22 protein-coding genes and 1 tRNA gene are annotated in these 20371 nt (G+C 46.4%); 6 read left to right on the top strand and 17 right to left on the bottom strand.

The genetic code is table 11. The annotated features are described in order from the left end of the window. Window positions 1–22: 22 nt before the first annotated feature. From pheS to FD974_RS04000, 10 genes are all read right to left on the bottom strand, one after another. Window positions 23–1069 carry a phenylalanine--tRNA ligase subunit alpha gene (gene pheS, locus FD974_RS04045; protein ID WP_215366020.1) on the bottom strand — a complete coding sequence of 349 codons (1047 nt, stop codon included), beginning with the start codon at window positions 1067–1069 and terminating at the stop codon, window positions 23–25. Window positions 1070–1098: 29 nt separating this feature from the next. Then, window positions 1099–1464, bottom strand: coding sequence for a 50S ribosomal protein L20 (gene rplT, locus FD974_RS04040; RefSeq protein ID WP_215366018.1), 366 nt, complete (start codon window positions 1462–1464; stop codon window positions 1099–1101). Window positions 1465–1490: 26 nt separating this feature from the next. Further along, window positions 1491–1688 carry a 50S ribosomal protein L35 gene (rpmI, locus tag FD974_RS04035; RefSeq protein WP_011902674.1) on the bottom strand — a complete coding sequence of 66 codons (198 nt, stop codon included), beginning with the start codon at window positions 1686–1688 and terminating at the stop codon, window positions 1491–1493. Between the two features lie 140 nt (window positions 1689–1828). Continuing rightward, window positions 1829–2353 (bottom strand): translation initiation factor IF-3, encoded by a 525-nt coding sequence (gene infC, locus FD974_RS04030; RefSeq protein WP_215366656.1) that lies wholly within the window; start codon window positions 2351–2353, stop codon window positions 1829–1831. A 42-nt stretch (window positions 2354–2395) separates the two neighbouring features. Next, window positions 2396–4318, bottom strand: coding sequence for a threonine--tRNA ligase (gene thrS, locus FD974_RS04025; RefSeq protein WP_215366016.1), 1923 nt, complete (start codon window positions 4316–4318; stop codon window positions 2396–2398). Window positions 4319–4432: 114 nt separating this feature from the next. Then, window positions 4433–4509: transfer RNA gene (locus FD974_RS04020), tRNA-Val, on the bottom strand. 18 nt (window positions 4510–4527) lie between these two features. After that, window positions 4528–6567: a bifunctional (p)ppGpp synthetase/guanosine-3',5'-bis(diphosphate) 3'-pyrophosphohydrolase gene (locus FD974_RS04015; protein ID WP_215366014.1), complete on the bottom strand. Its 2040-nt coding sequence runs from the start codon at window positions 6565–6567 to the stop codon at window positions 4528–4530. A 14-nt stretch (window positions 6568–6581) separates the two neighbouring features. Next, entirely contained in the window at window positions 6582–8411 is a 1830-nt protein-coding gene (locus FD974_RS09815; protein ID WP_215366012.1) for an alpha/beta fold hydrolase, read from the bottom strand. A gap of 67 nt (window positions 8412–8478) precedes the next feature. After that, a complete protein-coding gene (locus FD974_RS04005; protein WP_215366010.1) occupies window positions 8479–9129 on the bottom strand; it encodes a CoA transferase subunit B in 651 nt (216 codons plus the stop codon). 38 nt (window positions 9130–9167) lie between these two features. Beyond that, window positions 9168–9866 (bottom strand): CoA transferase subunit A, encoded by a 699-nt coding sequence (locus FD974_RS04000; RefSeq protein ID WP_215366009.1) that lies wholly within the window; start codon window positions 9864–9866, stop codon window positions 9168–9170. A 209-nt stretch (window positions 9867–10075) separates the two neighbouring features. Between FD974_RS04000 and FD974_RS03995 the strand changes: the two genes are divergently transcribed. After that, window positions 10076–11746: an electron transfer flavoprotein-ubiquinone oxidoreductase gene (locus FD974_RS03995; RefSeq protein ID WP_215366007.1), complete on the top strand. Its 1671-nt coding sequence runs from the start codon at window positions 10076–10078 to the stop codon at window positions 11744–11746. A 4-nt stretch (window positions 11747–11750) separates the two neighbouring features. Here FD974_RS03995 and FD974_RS03990 read toward each other — a convergent pair whose 3' ends face one another. From FD974_RS03990 to FD974_RS03975, 4 genes are all read right to left on the bottom strand, one after another. Continuing rightward, window positions 11751–12905: an MFS transporter gene (locus tag FD974_RS03990; RefSeq protein ID WP_215366005.1), complete on the bottom strand. Its 1155-nt coding sequence runs from the start codon at window positions 12903–12905 to the stop codon at window positions 11751–11753. A 29-nt stretch (window positions 12906–12934) separates the two neighbouring features. Further along, on the bottom strand, window positions 12935–14050 hold the full coding sequence (gene aroC, locus FD974_RS03985; protein WP_215366003.1) for a chorismate synthase: 1116 nt from the start codon (window positions 14048–14050) through the stop codon (window positions 12935–12937). Window positions 14051–14101: 51 nt separating this feature from the next. After that, complete coding sequence (locus FD974_RS03980) at window positions 14102–14557, bottom strand: CBS domain-containing protein (protein ID WP_215366001.1); 456 nt, start codon at window positions 14555–14557, stop codon at window positions 14102–14104. Between the two features lie 78 nt (window positions 14558–14635). After that, a complete protein-coding gene (locus FD974_RS03975) occupies window positions 14636–15496 on the bottom strand; it encodes a YhjD/YihY/BrkB family envelope integrity protein (RefSeq protein WP_251374660.1) in 861 nt (286 codons plus the stop codon). Window positions 15497–15514: 18 nt separating this feature from the next. Here FD974_RS03975 and wrbA point away from each other — a divergent pair, with 18 nt between their 5' ends. The 3 genes from wrbA (at window position 15515) to FD974_RS03960 (ending at window position 16835) form a co-directional block, all read left to right on the top strand. Beyond that, window positions 15515–16117: an NAD(P)H:quinone oxidoreductase gene (gene wrbA, locus FD974_RS03970; protein WP_215365999.1), complete on the top strand. Its 603-nt coding sequence runs from the start codon at window positions 15515–15517 to the stop codon at window positions 16115–16117. Window positions 16118–16119: 2 nt separating this feature from the next. Continuing rightward, a complete protein-coding gene (locus tag FD974_RS03965) occupies window positions 16120–16521 on the top strand; it encodes a DUF2069 domain-containing protein (RefSeq protein WP_251374659.1) in 402 nt (133 codons plus the stop codon). A gap of 125 nt (window positions 16522–16646) precedes the next feature. Beyond that, entirely contained in the window at window positions 16647–16835 is a 189-nt protein-coding gene (locus FD974_RS03960; RefSeq protein ID WP_215365997.1) for a hypothetical protein, read from the top strand. A gap of 33 nt (window positions 16836–16868) precedes the next feature. Here the strand turns inward: FD974_RS03960 and FD974_RS03955 are convergent, their stop codons facing one another. Next, on the bottom strand, window positions 16869–18062 hold the full coding sequence (locus tag FD974_RS03955; protein WP_215365995.1) for an MFS transporter: 1194 nt from the start codon (window positions 18060–18062) through the stop codon (window positions 16869–16871). A 115-nt stretch (window positions 18063–18177) separates the two neighbouring features. On the opposite strand from FD974_RS03955, the gene FD974_RS03950 reads away from it, so the two are divergent. Both FD974_RS03950 and ppk2 read left to right on the top strand, forming a co-directional pair. Further along, window positions 18178–18525, top strand: a complete 348-nt coding sequence (locus FD974_RS03950) for a serine/threonine protein kinase (protein WP_251374658.1) — start codon at window positions 18178–18180, stop codon at window positions 18523–18525. A gap of 26 nt (window positions 18526–18551) precedes the next feature. Beyond that, a complete protein-coding gene (gene ppk2 / locus FD974_RS03945) occupies window positions 18552–19325 on the top strand; it encodes a polyphosphate kinase 2 (RefSeq protein WP_251374657.1) in 774 nt (257 codons plus the stop codon). A 1-nt stretch (window position 19326) separates the two neighbouring features. On the opposite strand, the gene FD974_RS03940 is transcribed toward ppk2, so the two are convergent. Beyond that, window positions 19327–19587: a hypothetical protein gene (locus FD974_RS03940; RefSeq protein WP_251374656.1), complete on the bottom strand. Its 261-nt coding sequence runs from the start codon at window positions 19585–19587 to the stop codon at window positions 19327–19329. A gap of 7 nt (window positions 19588–19594) precedes the next feature. Beyond that, window positions 19595–20281 carry a DUF3313 domain-containing protein gene (locus FD974_RS03935; protein WP_215365993.1) on the bottom strand — a complete coding sequence of 229 codons (687 nt, stop codon included), beginning with the start codon at window positions 20279–20281 and terminating at the stop codon, window positions 19595–19597. Window positions 20282–20371: the final 90 nt, after the last annotated feature.

Here is a 20371-nt window from a genome sequence, read left to right as displayed (position 1 = left end):
GCGGTTTCTTTTATTGAATTTGTTATGCAGGGAACTGCGCTAAGAAACGGAGATCGTTTTCAAAGAAGAGGCGCAAATCATCAACGCCGTAGCGCAACATTGTCAAACGCTCTAAGCCAGAGCCAAAAGCAAAACCGGTATAGCGCTCTGGATCAATACCCATATTGCGCAATACATTGGGATGAACCTGCCCTGCTCCTGAAATCTCTAACCAACGGCCGGCTAACTTACCGCTACCAAAGGCCATATCGATCTCAGCTGAAGGCTCAGTGAATGGAAAGTAGGATGGGCGGAAGCGAACTTGTAATTCATTTGTTTCAAAAAAGGTTCTCAAGAAGTCGGTATACACACCCTTGAGATCAGCAAAAGAAACGCTCTGCGCAATCCATAAACCTTCAACCTGATGAAACATCGGTGAATGCGTTGCATCACTATCGACACGATACGTTCTGCCTGGGGCAATCACTTTGATTGGCGGCATTAGGTCAGCATGGGCGTATTTCTTCACATGCTCACTCGCATAACGAACCTGAATCGGGCTGGTATGGGTGCGCAATAGCAAAGGCTTTCCATTGGAATCTTTGCCATCAACATAAAACGTATCCTGCATTGAGCGTGCAGGATGATTCTCGGGACTGTTTAAGGCAGTGAAATTAAACCAATCGGTTTCAATTTCAGGGCCATCTGCTACATCAAAACCAATCGAGCGGAAGATCTCTTCAACACGCTCCCAGGTGCGCATCACAGGATGCAGGCTACCTACTGCTTGGCCACGGCCAGGCATAGAAACATCGATGGACTCTGCTGCAAGACGTTGCATCAATACGGCATCAGCCAAAGCTTGGCGACGCTCTTGTAATGCAGTCTCTACTTGAGTTTTGATTTGATTAATTTGGGCGCCAGCACTCTTACGCTCCTCAGGCGACATTCCACCAAGCGCTTTTAAACGCTCAGTGAGAACACCTGACTTACCGAGATACTTGGCTTTCGCGTCCTCTAGAGCTGCCGCATCGGCAGCTCCGAGGAAATCACGTTTAGCATCCTCGACAATGTGGTCGAGAGAAACCATTGCAGCTTAGTTTTTAGATAGACTAAGAATTAAGCTGCAGCGTTTACTACGGATTTGATCCGAGTAACCAAAGCAGCAAAAGCTGCTTTGTCAGCAATGGCCATATCGGAAAGCACTTTACGATCGAGTTCGATCTCCGCTTTCTTCATACCATTCATGAATACGCTATAGGTCATGTCATGCTGACGAACTGCCGCGTTGATACGAGCAATCCACAATGCGCGGAATACACGTTTCTTGTTGCGACGGTCACGGTATGCATATTGACCAGCACGCATAACTGCTTGCTTAGCAATACGGAATACATTTTTACGACGTCCACGATAGCCAGTTGCGGCATCGGTGATTTTCTTATGACGGGCTCTTGCTGTAACCCCACGTTTGACTCTTGGCATTTAAATTCTCCTAATCTAGTCTGAGGTTAAGCGTATGGAAGCATGGAGCGAATTGACTTAACGTCTGCCTTCGCAACTTCTGTGGAACCACGCAAATGACGCTTGTTCTTGGTGGTTTTCTTGGTGAGGATGTGGCGTTTAAAAGCCTGACCTCGTTTGATCGTTCCGCCTGCGCGAACCGTGAAGCGCTTTTTAGCGCTACTCTTGCTCTTCATCTTGGGCATAAAGCACCCCTTCAATTACTTTGTGCAACATAGGTGGTAACCGACGGTTACGCTTCCTGTACCCAGAAGCACTTCAAACTACCAGCACCTTTCGATGCCTCCCTACTTAAACAACAAACCTATCCTTGTGAATAGGTCTGTTACTTAGCCTTACGAATGGGGGCCAATACCATCACCATCTGGCGACCTTCCATCTTTGGAAACTGCTCAACTTGGCCATGCTCTTGCAAGTCCAACTTCAAGCGCTCCAACATTCTGACTCCGATTTCTTGGTGAGCCATTTCTCGACCCCGAAACCGCAGCGTAATCTTTGTCTTATCGCCATCTTCTAAAAAGCGGATTAGATTTCGTAGCTTGACACCATAGTCACCATCGTCTGTGCCGGGACGGAATTTCACTTCCTTCACCTGAATCACTTTTTGCTTGAGCTTAGCTTCATGCAAACGTTTGGCTTCTTGGTACTTGAATTTGCCGAAGTCCATGATGCGGACTACAGGTGGCACAGCAGTAGGAGCAATTTCCACCAAATCGGTTTCTTTCTCTTCTGCTAAAGCCAAGGCTTCACTCAACTTAACTACGCCGATGGGTTCACCATCCATTCCAATCAGACGCACTTCAGGGGCAGTAATTTCCCGATTTATGCGCTGCGATTTATCAGTAGCGATCTTCTTAATTCCTTTAAAAAAACAATAAAAACCATTCCACCCCTAGCTAGGCTCGGGTCCGACTTTCTGGGAAATATCCTGCTGGAGTCGGGCAACGAAGGCATCAAGAGGCATTACGCCTAAATCCACTCCGCCACGGGCACGAACGGCCACCGAATTACTTTCAGCCTCTTTATCGCCAACAACTAGCAAAAATGGGATCTTCTGTAATGCGTGCTCGCGTATTTTATACGTAATTTTCTCATTCCGCAAATCCGATTCGACTCTAAACCCTTGTTTTTTCAGAGATTGCTGCACTTGTTGTGCGTATGCAGCAGAATTTCCGGAGATATTGAGGACTACCGCCTGGGTCGGAGCAAGCCAAACAGGCATGTTTCCAGCATGATTTTCAATCAAAATACCGATAAAACGCTCTAAAGAGCCCACGATTGCTCTGTGGAGCATCACTGGCGCCTTGCGGGTGTTCTCTTCAGTAACGTATTCCGCACCTAAACGGGCTGGCATTGAGAAATCCACTTGAATGGTGCCGCACTGCCAAGTGCGTCCAATGGAGTCTTTGAGGTGATATTCGATCTTGGGGCCATAAAAAGCACCCTCGCCTGGCAATTCTTCCCATTCCTGACCAGAAGCCGTTAAAGCACCCCGTAAGGCATCCTCCGCTTTATCCCAAATGGCATCATCGCCAACCCGTTTAGCCGGGCGTAATGCCAACTTAACAGCCACCTCAGTAAAGCCAAAATCCTGATAAACCTCACGGACCGCCTTATCAAAAGCTGCAACTTCAGATTGAATCTGATCTTCTGTACAGAAAATATGGCCATCGTCTTGCGTAAAACCACGCACACGCATCAAACCATGCAGCGCACCTGATGGCTCATTACGGTGACACTGACCGAACTCCCCGTAACGTAATGGCAATTCACGATAGCTGTGTAAGCCGGAGTTAAAAATCTGCACGTGTCCTGGGCAGTTCATCGGCTTTAATGCGTAAGCGCGATTCTCTGACTCGGTCGTAAACATGTTTTCTTTGTAGTTATCCCAGTGGCCGGATTTTTCCCACAGACCACGATCCAAAATTTGGGGGGCCTTTACTTCCTGATAACCTTCGCGTTGGTAAACGCGACGCATGTATTGCTCTACCTCTTGCCAAATTGCCCAGCCCTTTGGATGCCAGAAAATAAGGCCAGGTGCCTCTTCTTGAAAATGAAATAAATCAAGCAACTTGCCTAGGCGACGATGATCACGCTTCTCCGCTTCCTCAAGCATCGTGAGATAAGCATCTTGATCTTCCTTCTTGAGCCAAGCGGTGCCATAGATCCGTTGCAGCATTTCATTCTTGCTATCACCACGCCAATAAGCACCAGCAAGCTTCATCAGCTTAAATACCTTGAGCTTTCCAGTAGAGGGCACATGGGGGCCGCGGCATAAGTCAGTGAATTTACCCTCTGCATACAAAGAGACATCCTCGCCCTGCGGGATGCTAGCGATAATTTCTGCTTTGTAGTGCTCACCTTGGTCTTTGAAGAATTGCACAGCCTCATCACGCGGCATCACTGTACGAATCACTGGCTCATCTTTCTTGGCAAGCTCAGCCATTTTCTTTTCTAGCACTACTAAATCTTCTGGTGTAAATGGGCGATGAAACGAAAAGTCATAGTAAAAACCGTTGTCGATTACTGGGCCAATAGTCACTTGTGCTTCAGGAAATAATTCTTTGACAGCGTAAGCTAATAAATGCGCTGTAGAGTGACGCACAATTTCCAGTGCCTCAGGGCTTTTGTCAGTGATGATGCCGAGTTGACTATCTTTGTCGATCACAAAACTCGCATCTACCATCTTGCCGTCTACGATGCCACCTAAAGCCGCTTTAGCAAGACCACTCCCGATGCTTTGCGCAACATCAATGACGCGCACAGGAGCATCAAACTCTCGTTTTGATCCATCGGGTAGAGTAACTACAGGCATGTCTGCTCCATCTCTTTAATATTGCGTCAATTCACTGATTTGCTACATAACATCTACCAAAAAGAAAGCGCGGGAGCTTTTCGGCAACCGCGCACTTTTTGGGTCTTTATTCGTTGGTAGGCTCGATTGGACTCGAACCAACGACCCCCACCATGTCAAGGTGGTGCTCTAACCAGCTGAGCTACGAGCCTATATAGCCCTAGAGTTTATCACCGGCGGCGTACCTGCGTGACACCTTTGACCTCTTCCAAGCTGTTTTGCACCAGTCTTAAGGCTTCAGAGTCCTTAATTTCAACGGTTAGGAGGATTTGGGCTAAGCCTTTTTTGACAGACTTACGTAAATCGATGACATGAACGCCTTGTCTGGTCAAAATTTCAAACAGCTCACGCATTAACTCCGGGCGATCTAATCCAGTGACCGCTAAATCGGCTGGAAATACCCGTTTACTGTCATTGTTTACTGGCGCCTCTAAACCTGAATCATTCCATGCCGTCTGAATAACCCGCTCTGGAGCTCTCTCTAAAAGCCCTCTAAACGTTTTACAAGAGCGCCGATGAATGGATACACCCCTACCCTGGGTCACAAAACCTGCAATTGCATCAGGTGGAACTGGTCTACAGCAACGCGCTAATTGCGTGAGTAAAGAGTCCACCCCGACCACCAACACATCACCTGCTTGACCGTGCTTGCGCGTACTTTGCCTGAGAATAATTTCTGGAGGAGCTATGGTAGTTTTTGGTTCAAGCTTTAGCTCTGACTTTGATTCAAGCGCTTTAGTCCCCGCCTCCTCACCATCCAATGCATTAAACCAAGCGCGGACTCTCGTGCGTGCCCGACTTGAGCGCAAATAATTGCGCCCAGGACTAATCCAATCTCGCGAGGGGCCGCCATGCTTCACTGCAATAATTTCAATTGTCTGACCGTTTTGTAGTGGTGTATCTAATGGCACCATCGCCCCATCGACTCGAGCGCCACGACAACGATGCCCTAAGTCGGTATGTACAGCATAAGCAAAATCGATTGGCGAAGAACCTTTCTCTAGTGAAATCACCTTACCCAAGGGAGTGAGCACATAAATATGATCATCAATTTCGTGATGCTTGAGTTGCTCCCAAGCGTCCTCTTTCCAAGAAATCAACTGTCTTGCCCAAGCAATTTGCCGTTCATACGCTACCGCTGCACTATGGGTACCCGTTTGGTGAGCGGGATTTTCTATGCCAGACGATTGCAAATGGGCAGGCTTATTTTTAGCTGGAGTAGCTAGCCCAATATAAGCACCCTCTTTATAGCGCCAGTGGGCAGCTAAACCATACTCCGCCTGTTGATGCATTTGCCGTGTGCGGACCTGAATTTCAAATGCAGTGCCATGCTCATCCATCACAACGGTATGTAGAGACTGGTAACCATTGGGTTTAGGTCTTGCAATGTAATCATCAAACTCACGTGGCACAGGCTGCCAGATGTTGTGCACTAATCCCAAAATGGCGTAGCAAGATTTGACGTCTTCCACTAGCACTCTAAAAGCGCGGACGTCATATAGACTGGCAAAATCCAAAGACTTGCCCTGCATTTTTTTCCAGATACTGTAAATATGCTTCGGGCGACCTTGCACCTCTCCTGTTATGTGTGCAGCGCTGAGCTCTTGCTCAAGGCGAGCAACAATATGAGCAATAAATGTCTCACGCTCCAATCGCTTGCCATCGAGCATCTTGGCAATCTCGCGATAGTCTTCTGGGGATAAAACTCGGAAGGCAAGATCCTCCATTTCCCACTTCATTTGCCAAATACCCAAACGATTAGCAAGACTTGCATCGATATTGAGAATCTCTTGTGCCCATGCTTTAGGCATGGCAATCTTTTCTTGCGTGATCCAACGCAGTGTTTGTAGACGTGAGGCAAGATAGATCAACACCACCCGCAGATCATCGCCAAATGCTAATAGCATCTTCCTGAGCATTTCCTCCTGCCCAGAAATAGTCAATCCACCATCATTGCGAACCAATTTAGCTTGGGCTTGGCGAAGACCTCGGTAACCAATTAATAACTTTGCCGGTTCCTCACCGAGTAATTTGATCAGCGCTTCTCGACCGAGAGTACGAGCAATATTTTCTGCAGCAGTTAATGTCGCTTCATCTAGATGCAATATTTGAAGAATATTGAGAACACCAGCAGCATGATTTGGTGCTGGCTCACCATACCAGCCATCAACTACTTTGAACCCCTCAGATGCATTCGTAGTATTTGACATGAATGCATTAATCCCTAGCTAAAGAATTCTTTTGCCAAAGCAATCTGCTCTGCCTTCACAAAAGCGGGTGCATGCCCTACTCCAGGAATTTCGATACTCCGAATATGGGGATTTTGCTTGCACATCTCAGCGACTGTTTTTGCAGACAATAAATCGGAATCACCACCACGCACCACTAACATTGGGATACGAATTTGCTTGAAAGCATGCCACATTGCCATCTCTCCCGCTTTTGCCATGATGGGATTGACTGAGGCAAATGGTACGGAGATATCTGGGTCGTAATGCAAGCCCCACACACCTGCTTTTTGGGACAACATAGGGCCGTTATAAATCTCCCACTCCTCTGGCGTATGACTGCCAAATGATGCGCAGATCTCATTTAAACGCTGTAGAGCTTCTGCGCGATTGCTATAGCTAAAAGGCTGGCCAACGTAAGAACCTAAGCGCTTGATTGCTTCAGGCTCAATCCGTGGACCTACATCATTGATCAACATACGGCGGATTGGATTGTTGGGCATAGATGCATACACCATACCGATCAAGCCTCCCATCGAAGTGCCAAACCAATCTACTTGATTAACTCTCAGTTGCTTGATGAGACAAGCCATGTCCGCTACGTATTGAGGAACTGCATAGAGCATCGGATTTTTCAGCCAATCAGAATCTCCGCGACCCACTACATCAGGACATACAACGTAATAATCTCCACACATCGCCTCAGCCAGGGTTTTGAAATCACTTCCACGTCTAGTTAGTCCGTGTACACAAACTAGCACTTTGGGGTTGCTGGGATTACCCCAGGCGTGGTAAGCCATACGATGAGGACCATCCGGGCTCGTGCACTCTACATAGAAGGTATCGCCTTGATGATTGACTTGATTGCTGTTGGCCGTGTTTACCTTGTCATTGAGTGACGCATCATGGGTATGTTCATCGATACCCCCAGCCTCCTCAGGCTGCAGGGTCACATGATCAATGCCATGCTTATTGAGCAACATGGTATTAATACGTGACATGATTTGCGGCCAGTCATTCATGCGCTCAATTTCAATATGACCAATCAGCGCTGGAAAACTGGGAGTCATCTCCCATACATGAAGATCATGCACTGCAAGAACGCCGGGTACTTTTTTAAGATCATTGCCCACTTGCAGGTAATCAATATGCAGTGGCACACCTTCCATCAAGAAGTGATATGACTCACGCAAGATCGAAAAAGTGGACTTCAGAATTAGTAAAGATACAAAAATGGATAGCAGCGCATCAGCTGGCATCCAGCCTGTAAATTGAATAATCAGACCAGCAACTAAGGCGCCTACAGATCCTAACAAGTCTCCCATCACATGCACCAATGCAGCACGGGTATTAACGCTTTTCTTATCATGAGATAAAACCCAAGCAACAATGATGTTCATCAGCAAACCAACAGCTGCAACTACCGTAACCGTCAGACCATCTACCTGATGTGGTGTAAAAAATCGGCTTGATGCTTCGATCACGATCCAAACAACTAGACCCAGCATCGCAATACCGTTTACAAATGCTGCTAGGGCTTCTGCGCGACCAAATCCAAATGAATGCTTAGCTGACGGTGGGCGTCTGGCAATAAATTGCGCTAAAAGCGCTAAACCAAGCGCGGCAGAATCGGTCACCATATGACCAGCATCGGAAAGCAGTGCCAGTGATCCTGCAAAGTAAGCTGCTGCTAGCTCTACCCCAGAAAATCCTAAAGTAAGAACTAACGCGATCAGCAATAAGTTTTGATTAGAGACTTCTTTGCGATGTGAGTGTTTTGCATCCCCTTTTTTATGGGCATGCAGTGAAAGGTCTTCAGCACTCATGAATAGATCATCAGAAAAAGAAATGGGGTCATCTTGACCCCATTATTTCACTATCTCATTAAAAGGGTTAAAAACCTGTTGTATCAACAGGGGCACCCGTCTTAGCGATGACCTCTTCTTTGGTAACACCTGGGGCTAATTCCACCAACTTCAAGCCTTTGGGTGTGATGTCTAGGACACAAAGATCAGTAATGATGCGGCTGATGACGCCCACCCCAGTTAAAGGCAAAGTGCACTGCGGCAAAATTTTCAATTCTTCCGTACCATCCTTTTTCTTGGCAACATGCTCCATCAAAACCACCACATGCTTAACGCCGGCTACCAAGTCCATGGCGCCGCCCATGCCCTTGACCATCTTTCCAGGAATCATCCAGTTTGCTAAATCACCATGCTCACTCACTTGCATCGCGCCTAAGATTGCAATGTTGATTTTTCCTCCGCGAATCATTCCAAAGGAATCTGCAGAAGAAAAGATGGAGGAGCCTGGCAATGTTGTAATCGTCTGCTTACCAGCATTAATTAAATCGGCATCAATGGTTTCTTCCGTTGGAAACGGCCCAATACCCAAGAGTCCATTCTCTGATTGAAGCCATACTTCCATTCCTTCTGGTACATGATTGGCCACCAAGGTAGGCATACCAATACCTAAATTAACGTAGTAACCATCTTTTAATTCTTTAGCAGCACGCGCTGCCATTTCATCTCTATTCCAAGGCATATCGATCTTCCTAAATATTCTGTTCAGTAAGCTGCTAGTTAAGCTGCGGATAAGGTACGTTGCTCAATGCGCTTTTCAGGCGTGGTATTGAGCACCAGGCGATTCACATAAATACCTGGTGTATGAATCTCATCGGGGTCCAATTCACCGTTCTCGACAATCTCTTCCACTTCTGCAACGGTAATCTTGCCAGCCATCGCCACTACGGGATTAAAGTTACGAGCGGTGTAGCGATAAATTAAATTACCTGACTTATCTGCTTTCCATGCCTTGACCAAAGAAATGTCAGAAACGATAGCGCGTTCCATGATGTATTTCTCGCCATCAAATTCTTTTTCTTCTTTACCTTCAGCCACTAAAGTACCTACACCGGTTTTGGTATAGAAAGCAGGAATGCCACAACCACCAGCACGTAATTTTTCTGCCAAGGTACCTTGTGGAGTAAATTCCAACTCCAACTCACCGGCCAAGAACTGACGCTCAAACTCTTTGTTTTCACCAACATAAGAGGCAACCATCTTTTTAACTTGGCGAGAATTTAATAAAAGTCCCAAGCCAAAACCATCAACACCCGCATTATTGGCAATCGCTGTTAAGTTTTGAGCACCCAAATCTTTCACAGCCTGAATTAAGGCCTCAGGGATTCCACAAAGACCAAAACCGCCAACAGCGATCTTTTGTCCATCTTTTAAGATGTCCCGCAGGGCATCGACTGCTGATGGGTAAGTTTTATTCATACATTTGTCCTAATTTAATTGCCAAAAGGGTAAAAAAGTAATCATAACGCTTTGAGCATCCAAACCCTTTAGCAATAGGCGGCGGAGTGATTTCTGGCACTTAGATCTAAACTAAGCGGATACCTTGCTGCAATAAACGCCTCGAAAATGCTGAAAATTGTCGAAAATAGCAAAAGCGCCCTATTTTTAAGAAATCTCGGAGAAATGCAATGAATTCCCAGGAATTGCTCGAACAGTTTGGACCTAGAGAATCCATGGACTATGACTTGGTCATTGTCGGTGGTGGGCCAGCAGGTCTATCTGCAGCGATTAGAGCAAAGCAGTTGGCCAATGAGTCAGGTCGCGAGATCAGCGTGTGCATCCTGGAAAAAGGCTCTGAAATCGGAGCTCATATTCTTTCCGGCGCGGTGATGGATCCTAAGGCGCTAAATGAGCTTTTCCCCAACTGGAAAGAGTTGGGCGCACCACTCAAAACCGAAGTTACGCAAGATCAATTTTTGTTTTTGACTAAAGACAATTCCTACCAAGTCCCCAATTGGATACTGCCTCACTGCTTTAAGAATGAAGGCAATTACATTGTCAGCTTAGCCAATGTCACCCGCTGGCTTGGTCAACAAGCTGAGAATCTTGGTGTAGAAATTTTTCCTGGTTTTCCTGCAGCAGAAATTTTGTACAACGAGCAAGGCGCTGTCTGCGGCGTCATCACCGGCGCCATGGGCTTGGATAAGGAAGGTAATCCAACAGACCAGTTTCAACTGGGCATGGAGTTACGCGCCAAATACACCCTCTTTGCCGAAGGCTCCCGCGGTCACCTTGGTAAACAACTCATCTCCCAATTTGCTTTAGACAAAAATGCTGATCCCCAAAGTTACGCGATTGGCATTAAAGAGCTCTGGGAGGTAGAACCCTCCAAGAGTAAGCCCGGCCTTGTTGTACATACCGCAGGATGGCCATTGGAGAGCGACACTTATGGAGGCTCCTTTCTCTACCATCTTGGCGACAATTTAGTCGCTGTGGGTTTGGTTGTTGGTCTCTCCTATAAGAATCCCTATCTCTCTCCTTTTGAAGAGTTCCAACGCTATAAATTACATCCCAAAATCCGGGAAACTTTTGAAGGCGGCAAACGGATCGCTTATGGGGCTCGCGCCCTCACCGCTGGAGGCTTAAATAGCCTTCCACAAACAGTCTTTCCAGGCGGAGCCTTAATTGGTTGCGATGCAGGCTTCTTAAATGCTTCGCGTATCAAAGGTAGTCACGCCGCCATCAAAACTGGCATGCTGGCTGCGGAGGCAGCTGTAGCAGCTCTTAATGAAAATCGCTCTGCAGATGTCCTAGCTGCCTATCCGAATGCATTCAAAAACAGTTGGCTTTACACAGAACTCAATCAAGCCCGCAACTTCAAGCCTTGGATGTCTAAGGGCTTATATCTTGGCACCATCATGGTGGGCTTAGAGCAAAAACTATTGGGCGGCAATATGCCATGGACGGTGCATTTAAAACATGCAGATCATGAATGCTTAGAGCCTGCATCTCAACATCAGCCTATCGACTATCCAAAACCAGATGGCAAGATTACTTTTGATCGACTCTCATCGGTATTTATTTCCAATACCAATCATGCTGAGAATCAGCCAGTTCACTTAACGCTGAAAGATGCATCGGTTCCAGTCAATCTCAATCTCAAAACCTATGCAGGTCCAGAGCAACGTTACTGCCCTGCGGGTGTCTATGAGTATGTGGAGAAAGATGGTCAACCCTCACTGCAGATTAACTCCCAAAACTGCGTGCATTGCAAAACGTGTGATATCAAAGATCCTAGCCAAAACATTATCTGGATAACACCAGAAGGTGGCGGCGGACCGAATTACGCCTCAATGTAAGCAATCAGATGGATTGATGACGGGGGCGTAATTTTCCAATGGCCATACCTGCCAAGCCACAGGCCAAAGCGGACATTACAAAAACATTGCGCGGCAGTGTTGCGTCCCATAACCATCCAGCAACAATACCGCCAAGAGTGCCTCCTAAGCCATACGAGACTGTCGCCATCAAGGCTTGACCACGCGCCTGAAGTGGACCGGTAAACCAACGTTGCAATAGCTTAGTAGCTGCACTGTGATGTGCGGCAAACGTGCCAGCATGCATGATCTGAGCCAAAATCAGAACCCATGTCAACGGGAAAAAAGCAATCAATGCAAAACGAATCACGCCAATTCCAAAAGCCATTTGTAGAACCACTTCAGGGTCTAAACGGCTGAGCACTTTACTTTGAAAGTAGAAAAAGATTACTTCAGCAAAAACACCTAAAGCCCAAAACAAGCCAATTTGAAATTTGTTGTAGCCCAAGTCCGCCAAATATAGAGAATAAAAAACATATAAGGCGGCATGCGCAAAGATCATAAAAAATCCAGAGATTAAAAACCAGCGCACATCCGGATTAAATAAGACAACGAGCAACTCGCCCTTCACCATCTTGCGGCGCTCCATCTTGGGCTCATGTAATTTAAAGGTAACCACTGCCAGGAAAATCAACACAATAGAGCCCACTATAGGATAGAGCTCGATACCTTTACTCTGAAACAACTCACCTGCAAAAAGAACCATGGCGATAAAACCAATTGATCCCCATAAACGTAGGCGTCCATAACGTTTATCAAAAGAATTGTCTTTAAAGAGTGCATGCACAGTAGCAGACTCGCCCAAAGGCATCAGGCTACTTAAGATGGTATGAAGTACAAACATCCATACAAAGAACGCCATATAGCTTTTGAGAAAAAAGATACAGAGAAAAACCAAAGCAGCTAAACAGGCGCAAAAACGAATGATGCCAATGCGATTAGAAAGGTAGTCTGATAACCATCCCCAGGAAAAAGGACCAACGATGCGAGTAATTTGCAGCATGGACATCAAGACAGCAATCTCGATGACGCTAAATCCCCGATCTAGAAAAAATAAACTGGCGAATGGGGAAACTAAACCAACGTAAGCAAAATATAAAAAGAAAAAGGACCCGAAGGCCCAACGCACTGATGGTGTCATTTTCTTTTTCTAAAAATTACGTCTGCAAATTAGTCTGAAGCAGAGCCAGGACGCGCTGCAGGAATGGGGGGAACTGCATGCTGGACATCACCACACTGAGCGCGATGGCGTAACACATGATCCATCACAACCAAAGCGAGCATCGCTTCAGCAATCGGGGTTGCACGAATACCAACACAAGGATCGTGACGACCTTTTGTTTGAACGGCAATCGGCTTGCCGTCTAAGTCAACAGACTGCTTGGGGCTTAAGATACTCGAAGTTGGCTTGATCGCAATCGAGACCCGCAAGTCTTGGCCCGTACTAATTCCACCTAAGGTGCCGCCAGCATTGTTGCTAGCAAAGCCATCAGGGAAAAGCTCATCGCCGTGCTCGCTACCGCGCTGTGCAACTGACTGAAAGCCTGCACCAATCTCAACACCCTTCACTGCATTGATACCCATCATCGCATGCGCGATATCAGCATCCAATTTATCAAAAAGAGGCTCGCCCAAGCCAATAGGAACATTACGGGCACGCACCTCAATCTTGGCACCGCATGAATCCCCTGCTTTGCGCAGAGCATCCATGTAGGCTTCTAGTTCTGGCACGATTTCTGTGTTTGCCGCAAAAAAGGGATTGGTTTCAATCAGCGAAGCATCCTGAAATGGAATCTTGATTTCACCTAGCTGACTCATGTAACCATAAAACTGGGTGCCATATTTTTCATGCAACCACTTCTTTGCAATCGCTGCAGCCGCAACAACGGGGGCAGTTAGCCTCGCTGAAGAACGACCACCACCGCGGGGATCACGCAAGCCATATTTGTAATGGTAGGCATAGTCCGCATGACCAGGCCTGAATGTTTGCAAAATATTGCCGTAGTCTTGACTGCGCTGATCCGTATTGCGAATCAACAGCCCAATGGGAGCGCCAGTGGTTTTGCCTTCGTAAACACCTGACAGAATCTCCACCCGATCGGCTTCCTGTCGTTGAGTAACGTGACGAGAAGTTCCTGGCTTGCGACGATCTAAATCAAGCTGCAAATCCGCTTCACAGAGAGACATTCCTGGAGGGCAGCCATCAACAACAGCGCCAATCGCGGGACCATGGGATTCACCAAAAGTGGTGACCGTAAAGAGAAGGCCTAGAGTATTTCCTGACATACCGACATTATGTCATCTGTCAGTGTGGGAGCGCTAGATAGCGATTTTGGTCTATGGTGCAGCTTTTTCGGACTCTTCTGGCCAATCACGAATGTAGGCCTTGAGCATTGAGTTTTCAAAATCTTGAGCCTCAACGACAGATTTGGCAACATCGTAAAAGGAAATCACACCCATCAACACTTTTTGGTCCATCACCGGCAAGTAGCGCGCATGGTCAACTAACATCATGCGACGAACCTCATCGATCTCAGTTTCCATGCTGCATGTCAGGGGCTTGGCATTCATGACGGATTGCACTTTTAAATCGTCGAGCGTACCGTGGTGCTTGGCCAATGCAGCAATCACCTCGCGGAAGGTCAACATTCCCACCAGCTTGTCATACTCCATGACAACTAGAGAGCCAATATCATGCTCGCTCATCACCAGGACGGCGGTTTGCAACGCAGTATCTGGTGATACCGTATAGAGCGTACTGCCTTTGACTCTGAGTATGTCGCAAACTTTCATTTCATCTCCAGCAATGGGTTAACTACCAACACAATATATTCTCAAGACCCTATGGAATCAAGGAAGAAATACGCTCTATTAGTAACGAATAACCCTAATGACCCCACTGCGGATATTGGGCAGGTTCGCCACTAGAACGGCTCCAGCGAGGGTTATCCACCAAGTGAGGTAGATCCAGGTCAGCGCCAGAGGAAAGATTGCAAAGGCACCATATACCGTTTTGTAAAAAGCGACATTGGTTAAAAATAAGCCAAAGCCAAATTTCATTAACTCAAAGGTTAAAGCAGCAAAGAATGCCCCAGTAAAGGCATCACTCCACTGAATTTTGGCGTAAGGCAGGTATTTGTAAGCTACTGTAAAAACCGCAAAGGCTAACAATATTGGGGCAATAGTGGCAACCAATCCCAAACCAAAGCCCAATGACTCGGTCCACCCCTCTGCAGCCCCCAAAAGACGGCCACTTAAGTAGGTGCCAATACCCAGCAAAATTGGTCCCAAAATGGTGGCAGCTGAGTAAATAGCAACTTTTTTCAATATTGGGCGCTTTTGGGTGAGCTGAAAAATCTGGTTAAAAGCACTTTCAATCACAGCAAGCGTCATGATGGTCGTAATAACTAAGCCCAGCAAACCGATCAAGGTTAGCCCCTTGGCCTGTGATGAGAATTGATTGAGGTAATTAAAAACCTGCTGATTAATACCCCCGGGCATATAGGTATCAAGTAACCAGGTCTGAAAGGCATCTTTTATGCGGATTACGCTGGGCAGATAACCAATCAAAATAGAGGCTACCGTCAACATGGGGACTAAAGCCAAGGTGGTAGTAAATGCCAGACTAGCGGCTACCTGCTTGAGATTGAGGCCACGATTACGCTCCCAGATCTCTTTTGCCAGAGCGCGCCATAATTGAGGATTGCGTATCAGTTGCATTGTCCACATCATAAAAGATTAGAGAAGAATATGAGCCAAGCCGATATCCTAGTTTTGTACTACTCACGTTACGGTGCTACCCGAGACTTGGCTCGTCTTATTGCTGAGGGTATTGAGAGCGTCCCTGGCGCCAACGCCAGATTACGAACTGTGCCCGCAATATCGACGGTTTGCGAAGCTACCGAACCCGCCGTACCGAAAGATGGTGCGCCTTATGTGGAATACGCCGACTTAAAAGAATGTATCGGCTTGGCTTTAGGATCTCCCACCCGTTTTGGCAATATGGCTGCGCCCATGAAATATTTTTGGGATGGCAGCTCTTCTGAGTGGCTTAATGGTGCCTTAATCGGTAAACCAGCCTGTGTATTTACCAGCACGGGTAGCCTCCATGGCGGCCAAGAAAGCACCCTTTTAACAATGATGATTCCGCTATTGCATCACGGCATGATCATCATGGGCATCCCTTATAGCGAAGCGGATCTCATGAGCACCACTACTGGCGGCAGCCCTTATGGTCTGACCCACCTGGCGCATGCTGATGGTCGAGCGCCGATTAGCGCTGAAGAGCAACGCTTAGCCAAGGCTCAAGGCAAACGCTTGGCACAAACGGCTCTTAAACTCATTCAGGGATAAATATGATGTTTACAGGCTGGCGCAATAAAGACCCCTATCAACTCATCGCAACAGCTGCCTTTGTGGACCTGTTTATTCTTTGTATTGCCTGGGAATGGTTTATCTCACCTTTGCGACCTGGCGGCTCATGGCTCATTTTGAAGGCAATACCACTCTTATTTGCAATACCCGGTCTTTGGCGTGGCAATGTTTACACCATGCAATGGGCCTCCATGTTGGTTTTGCTCTACGTTACGGAAGGGCTCGTACGGATTTTGGAAACCGGGGCCAATTTTTGGATGGCCGTCCTTGAAACTAGCATCGGAACCATTGGATTTGTTTGTCTACTGATGTACCTTAAACCCATCAAGGCTAGAGCCAAAAAGTTGGCAAAAGAGCGTTCTGCACAGGAAAAAACATCTTAAATTGAATCTTGGGCGGGGAAAAATCCCCATTTTGGCCAAATTCAGGCAATTTATTTAAAAAATTGTGTATTTCCTGTCATCTCAGCCTGTTTTCTAGGCGTTGTATGCCCATGGAGGTGACAAAAATGTCAACAAGACTAAAACGCTGGGCCCGTGCAGTTCAACAAATTGATCTTTCCAAGAAGGCAGACCCTGAAGTAGCTGTCGGCTATCTCGATAGCAAATACCGCGATATCGCGTGGCGCTATATCCGAATCTTGGGTTTTGAACGCACCATCAGCTTCATGGCTAGCAATAACTTCCATCCAGAATAAGTCCGGATCCCAATCCTACCCATTCACCCCAGATCATTGCTGTCTGGGGTTTTGTGTTTCCGGGCCACTAAAAACCCAAAAAGCCAATAGAAAGACTGCCAAAGCCGCGCATGAGCCAGAGAATAAAAAGGCAGATTGCGGGCTAACGGATTCATATAGCCAGCCAAAAATCAGGGATGCTGGCAAGAGCATGAAACCCGATACCAAGTTAAACCATCCGAAGGCAGTCCCCGCCATCCCCTTGCTTGCTAAATCTGCCACCAATGCCTTCTCCACCCCTTCAGTCGCGGCCTTAAACAAACCGTAAATAGCAAAGAGTCCAAAAAGCATCGTAATCGACAAGCCAGAGAAACTCATCGCAACGTAAAAGAAAGTAAATGCGAGCCAAGCAATCAGAATGAAATGCTGACGCTTAAAGCGATCCGAGAGCGCTGAGAGCGGTGTTCCAAATAGAGTGGTGATCAAGGAGATTGCCGCCCAAAGCAATGGAATCTGCTCTTGTGGCACACCCAGTTCTCGAGCCCTTAGAAGTAAAAACATATCCGATGAATTTGCTAAGGCAAAAATACCTGCAGCCAAAATGTAGCGTCTAAATTCTGGAGGCAATCCTTGCATTGACCAAGAAAATGCAGGCACCACTATCCGCTTCTCAGCGCTGGGCTCTCTGAGGCACAGTGACAAACTAACAGTCACAAACGCCGGCACGATGGCCCATAAAAAAATATCTTTTAGCGGAACATTCCAAGAAAGTAAAAAAGCAGCAATCAGTGGGCCCAATACCGCACCTGCATTATCCATAGATCGATGCAGACCAAAAGTAATACCTCTTTGATTGGGGGGCACGCTTTCGGCTAATAAAGCATCGCGGGGTGAAGTTCTCAAGCCCTTACCCAAGCGATCAGTGAAACGAATACAGAGGACCCAAAACCAAGAGCTTGCAAAGGCGATCAATGGCCTACCAATTCCCGCCAGCAAATATCCAATCACAATCCAAGGCTTGGTTTTTTTAGTACGATCAACAATTACTCCAGAAACCAGCTTAAAGATACTAGAGCTCGCTTCAGCAATACCCTCGATTAATCCCAAAGCCTTAGGTCCAGCCATCAATACCGTAACCAGATAAAGCGGCATCAGTGGATACAACATTTCACTAGCGGCATCATTCACAAAACTAATGAGGCCAATGAGCCAAACTGTTCGAGGTAATGAAAACAAGGTTTTAAACATGTCAACTCAATGTAGCATCAAAAGTCAAAGCCCAACAAATAATGAGCAATAACTGTCATAATCGCTTGAAACAAGATGCAATAAAACGTAGCATCAAAGATTAATGTGTGGCGATTTGAAAAAATCACAATCTTTCTTACCTTCTATAAAGGAATTCATCATGAGTCAAAAAAAATTAGTGAAGCAAATGTTAAAAAAATTAGACAAGTTGGAAGCCGAGAGAGAAAAGCTGATCGATAAACTCGCTAAGGCCTTAGACAAGCTGGAGAAAAAAACTCCCGCTAAAAAAGTTACTGCAAAGAAGTCTCCAGCTAAGAAAACGGCTGTGAAAAAAGTAGCGGCTAAGAAAGCTCCTGCGAAAAAGGCTGTAGCTAAGAAGGCTCCTGCAAGAAAAGCACCAGCTAAAAAAGCGGTAGCTAAGAAGGCTCCTGCTAAATCAGTAAGCCCTGCACCTGCTGCTTAAGACATTCACTTTTATGGAAGCTGCCCGTGAGTAAATCCATCATCCCCGAAGATACTTACGAGGCAGATCTCCGCCTTTTACAAATTGAACTTGTTAAGTTGCAGCACGAGATCATCAAAAAAGGTCAACGCCTCTTAGTCATTTTTGAGGGCCGTGATGCAGCCGGAAAAGATGGCAGCATCAAAAGTATTACTGAGAACCTTAGCCCCAGAGATACCCGAGTGATCGCCCTGGGCAAGCCTTCGGCAGCCGAAGAGGGTGAATGGTATTTTCAAAGATACGTTGCACAACTACCGGGTGCTGGTGAAACTGCCCTCTTTAATCGCAGTTGGTATAACCGGGCTGGCGTAGAGAGAGTCATGGGCTTTTGTACTAATGCACAGTACAAACAGTTTATGGATACGGTCAATGATTTTGAGTCCTTATTAGTACACTCTGACACCATCATCATTAAATACTATTTAGACATCTCTAAAGAAGAGCAAGCTAAAAGATTAAAAGATCGAGAAAAAGATCCCTTGAAGCAATGGAAAATTAGTCCGATTGATCAGCAGGCACAAAAGAAATGGGACGCATACTCAAAATCACGTGATCAGATGCTCATGCACACAAACACAGCCGATGCACCCTGGACAGTGATCAGCGCAAACGATAAAAAACTAGCGCATCTCAATCTCATTCGGGATCTGTTGTCGCGAATGGACTACTCCAAGAAAGATAAAAAGCTTCTCAAAGTAGATTCAGCAGTGGCAATCACTTGGCCATCAGACTCCAAGAAATTGCCAAAGCTCTATAAATAGACTAACGAGCTGCTTTCTGAATTTGGGCTACTGTTAGATAGCCTTTGTTATCCGAATCGATATAACTAAAATGGTCGTAAATACGAGGCATGCAGCCTTTTGCCTCTTCTGGCGTTAGCTTGCCATCTTTATTGGTATCGCATTTAGCAAAACGTTCAGCAATTTCTTGATTCTTAGAAGCGCTATCCGCAATAGAAGGGAACGGCAGCAACAAGACTGCTGCAGCCCCTGCCATACAAATGCTTTGGAATATTGTTCGCACGAACGGCTTATCTAGAAGCTGTAGCTCTTGGATCTGCAGAGGTCTCTAAAGCAACGCGAACGACCTTTTTAGCCATCGCTACAAAAGATTCAACCGATCCCCCGCCCGTCCTGAAAGACTCACCTTGTATTGTTACCAATCCTTCGCCAATCACCTCTTTGGATTGGCTATCGGTAATTTTGCTCTCAACTACCATGGCTGGAGTTTTGGAGTTCACGCCACCAGCGTAAGCTGCTGCATTCATTGCGAGACCAATTGGAGTGAAATTCCATGGTTGTAGGCTATCTGTTGAACTCTCGGCACCAGTAATACCGACTGAGATACGCGCTACACCAGGTCCAGGCTGAGTCACAATTTTGATATTGCCACGACTATTGACTGCACTGACCATGGAATCTTGCAAAGCAATTTTTGCCTGATTGATCGCTTCGGGTGTAATTTCTTTAGTGGCATTTTGATTTAGATAAATTGGATCCAAAATGACGGCAGTGTAGGTGCCAGGATTAACCCCCGCTTTACGATATCTCCAAATACGGGTATCCGATGCACTGGTAGAAATTGGCACCAGCACAGAATAGTTTGGCAAGAAACCAGATTTAGGCATTGGCTCACTAGCCAATTTAGGGGTATTGCTACAAGCTGCCAACAGCGCAGTCACAGAAATTGCAGCAACTAAAGTACCTAATTTTTTCATTTGATTTCCCTTGAAATGGTTGGTCTGTTTCATATTAGCCTTTGGGCTAGTTTTAGCCATCATACCTTGTTGAAATGAAGAAGGCATTTT

This window comes from Polynucleobacter sp. es-EL-1 (genome assembly GCF_018687975.1).
In the GTDB taxonomy this organism is placed as follows: domain Bacteria; phylum Pseudomonadota; class Gammaproteobacteria; order Burkholderiales; family Burkholderiaceae; genus Polynucleobacter.
Note: the sequence above shows the minus strand (reverse complement) of the source record. Positions and strands in the feature narration are given on the sequence as shown.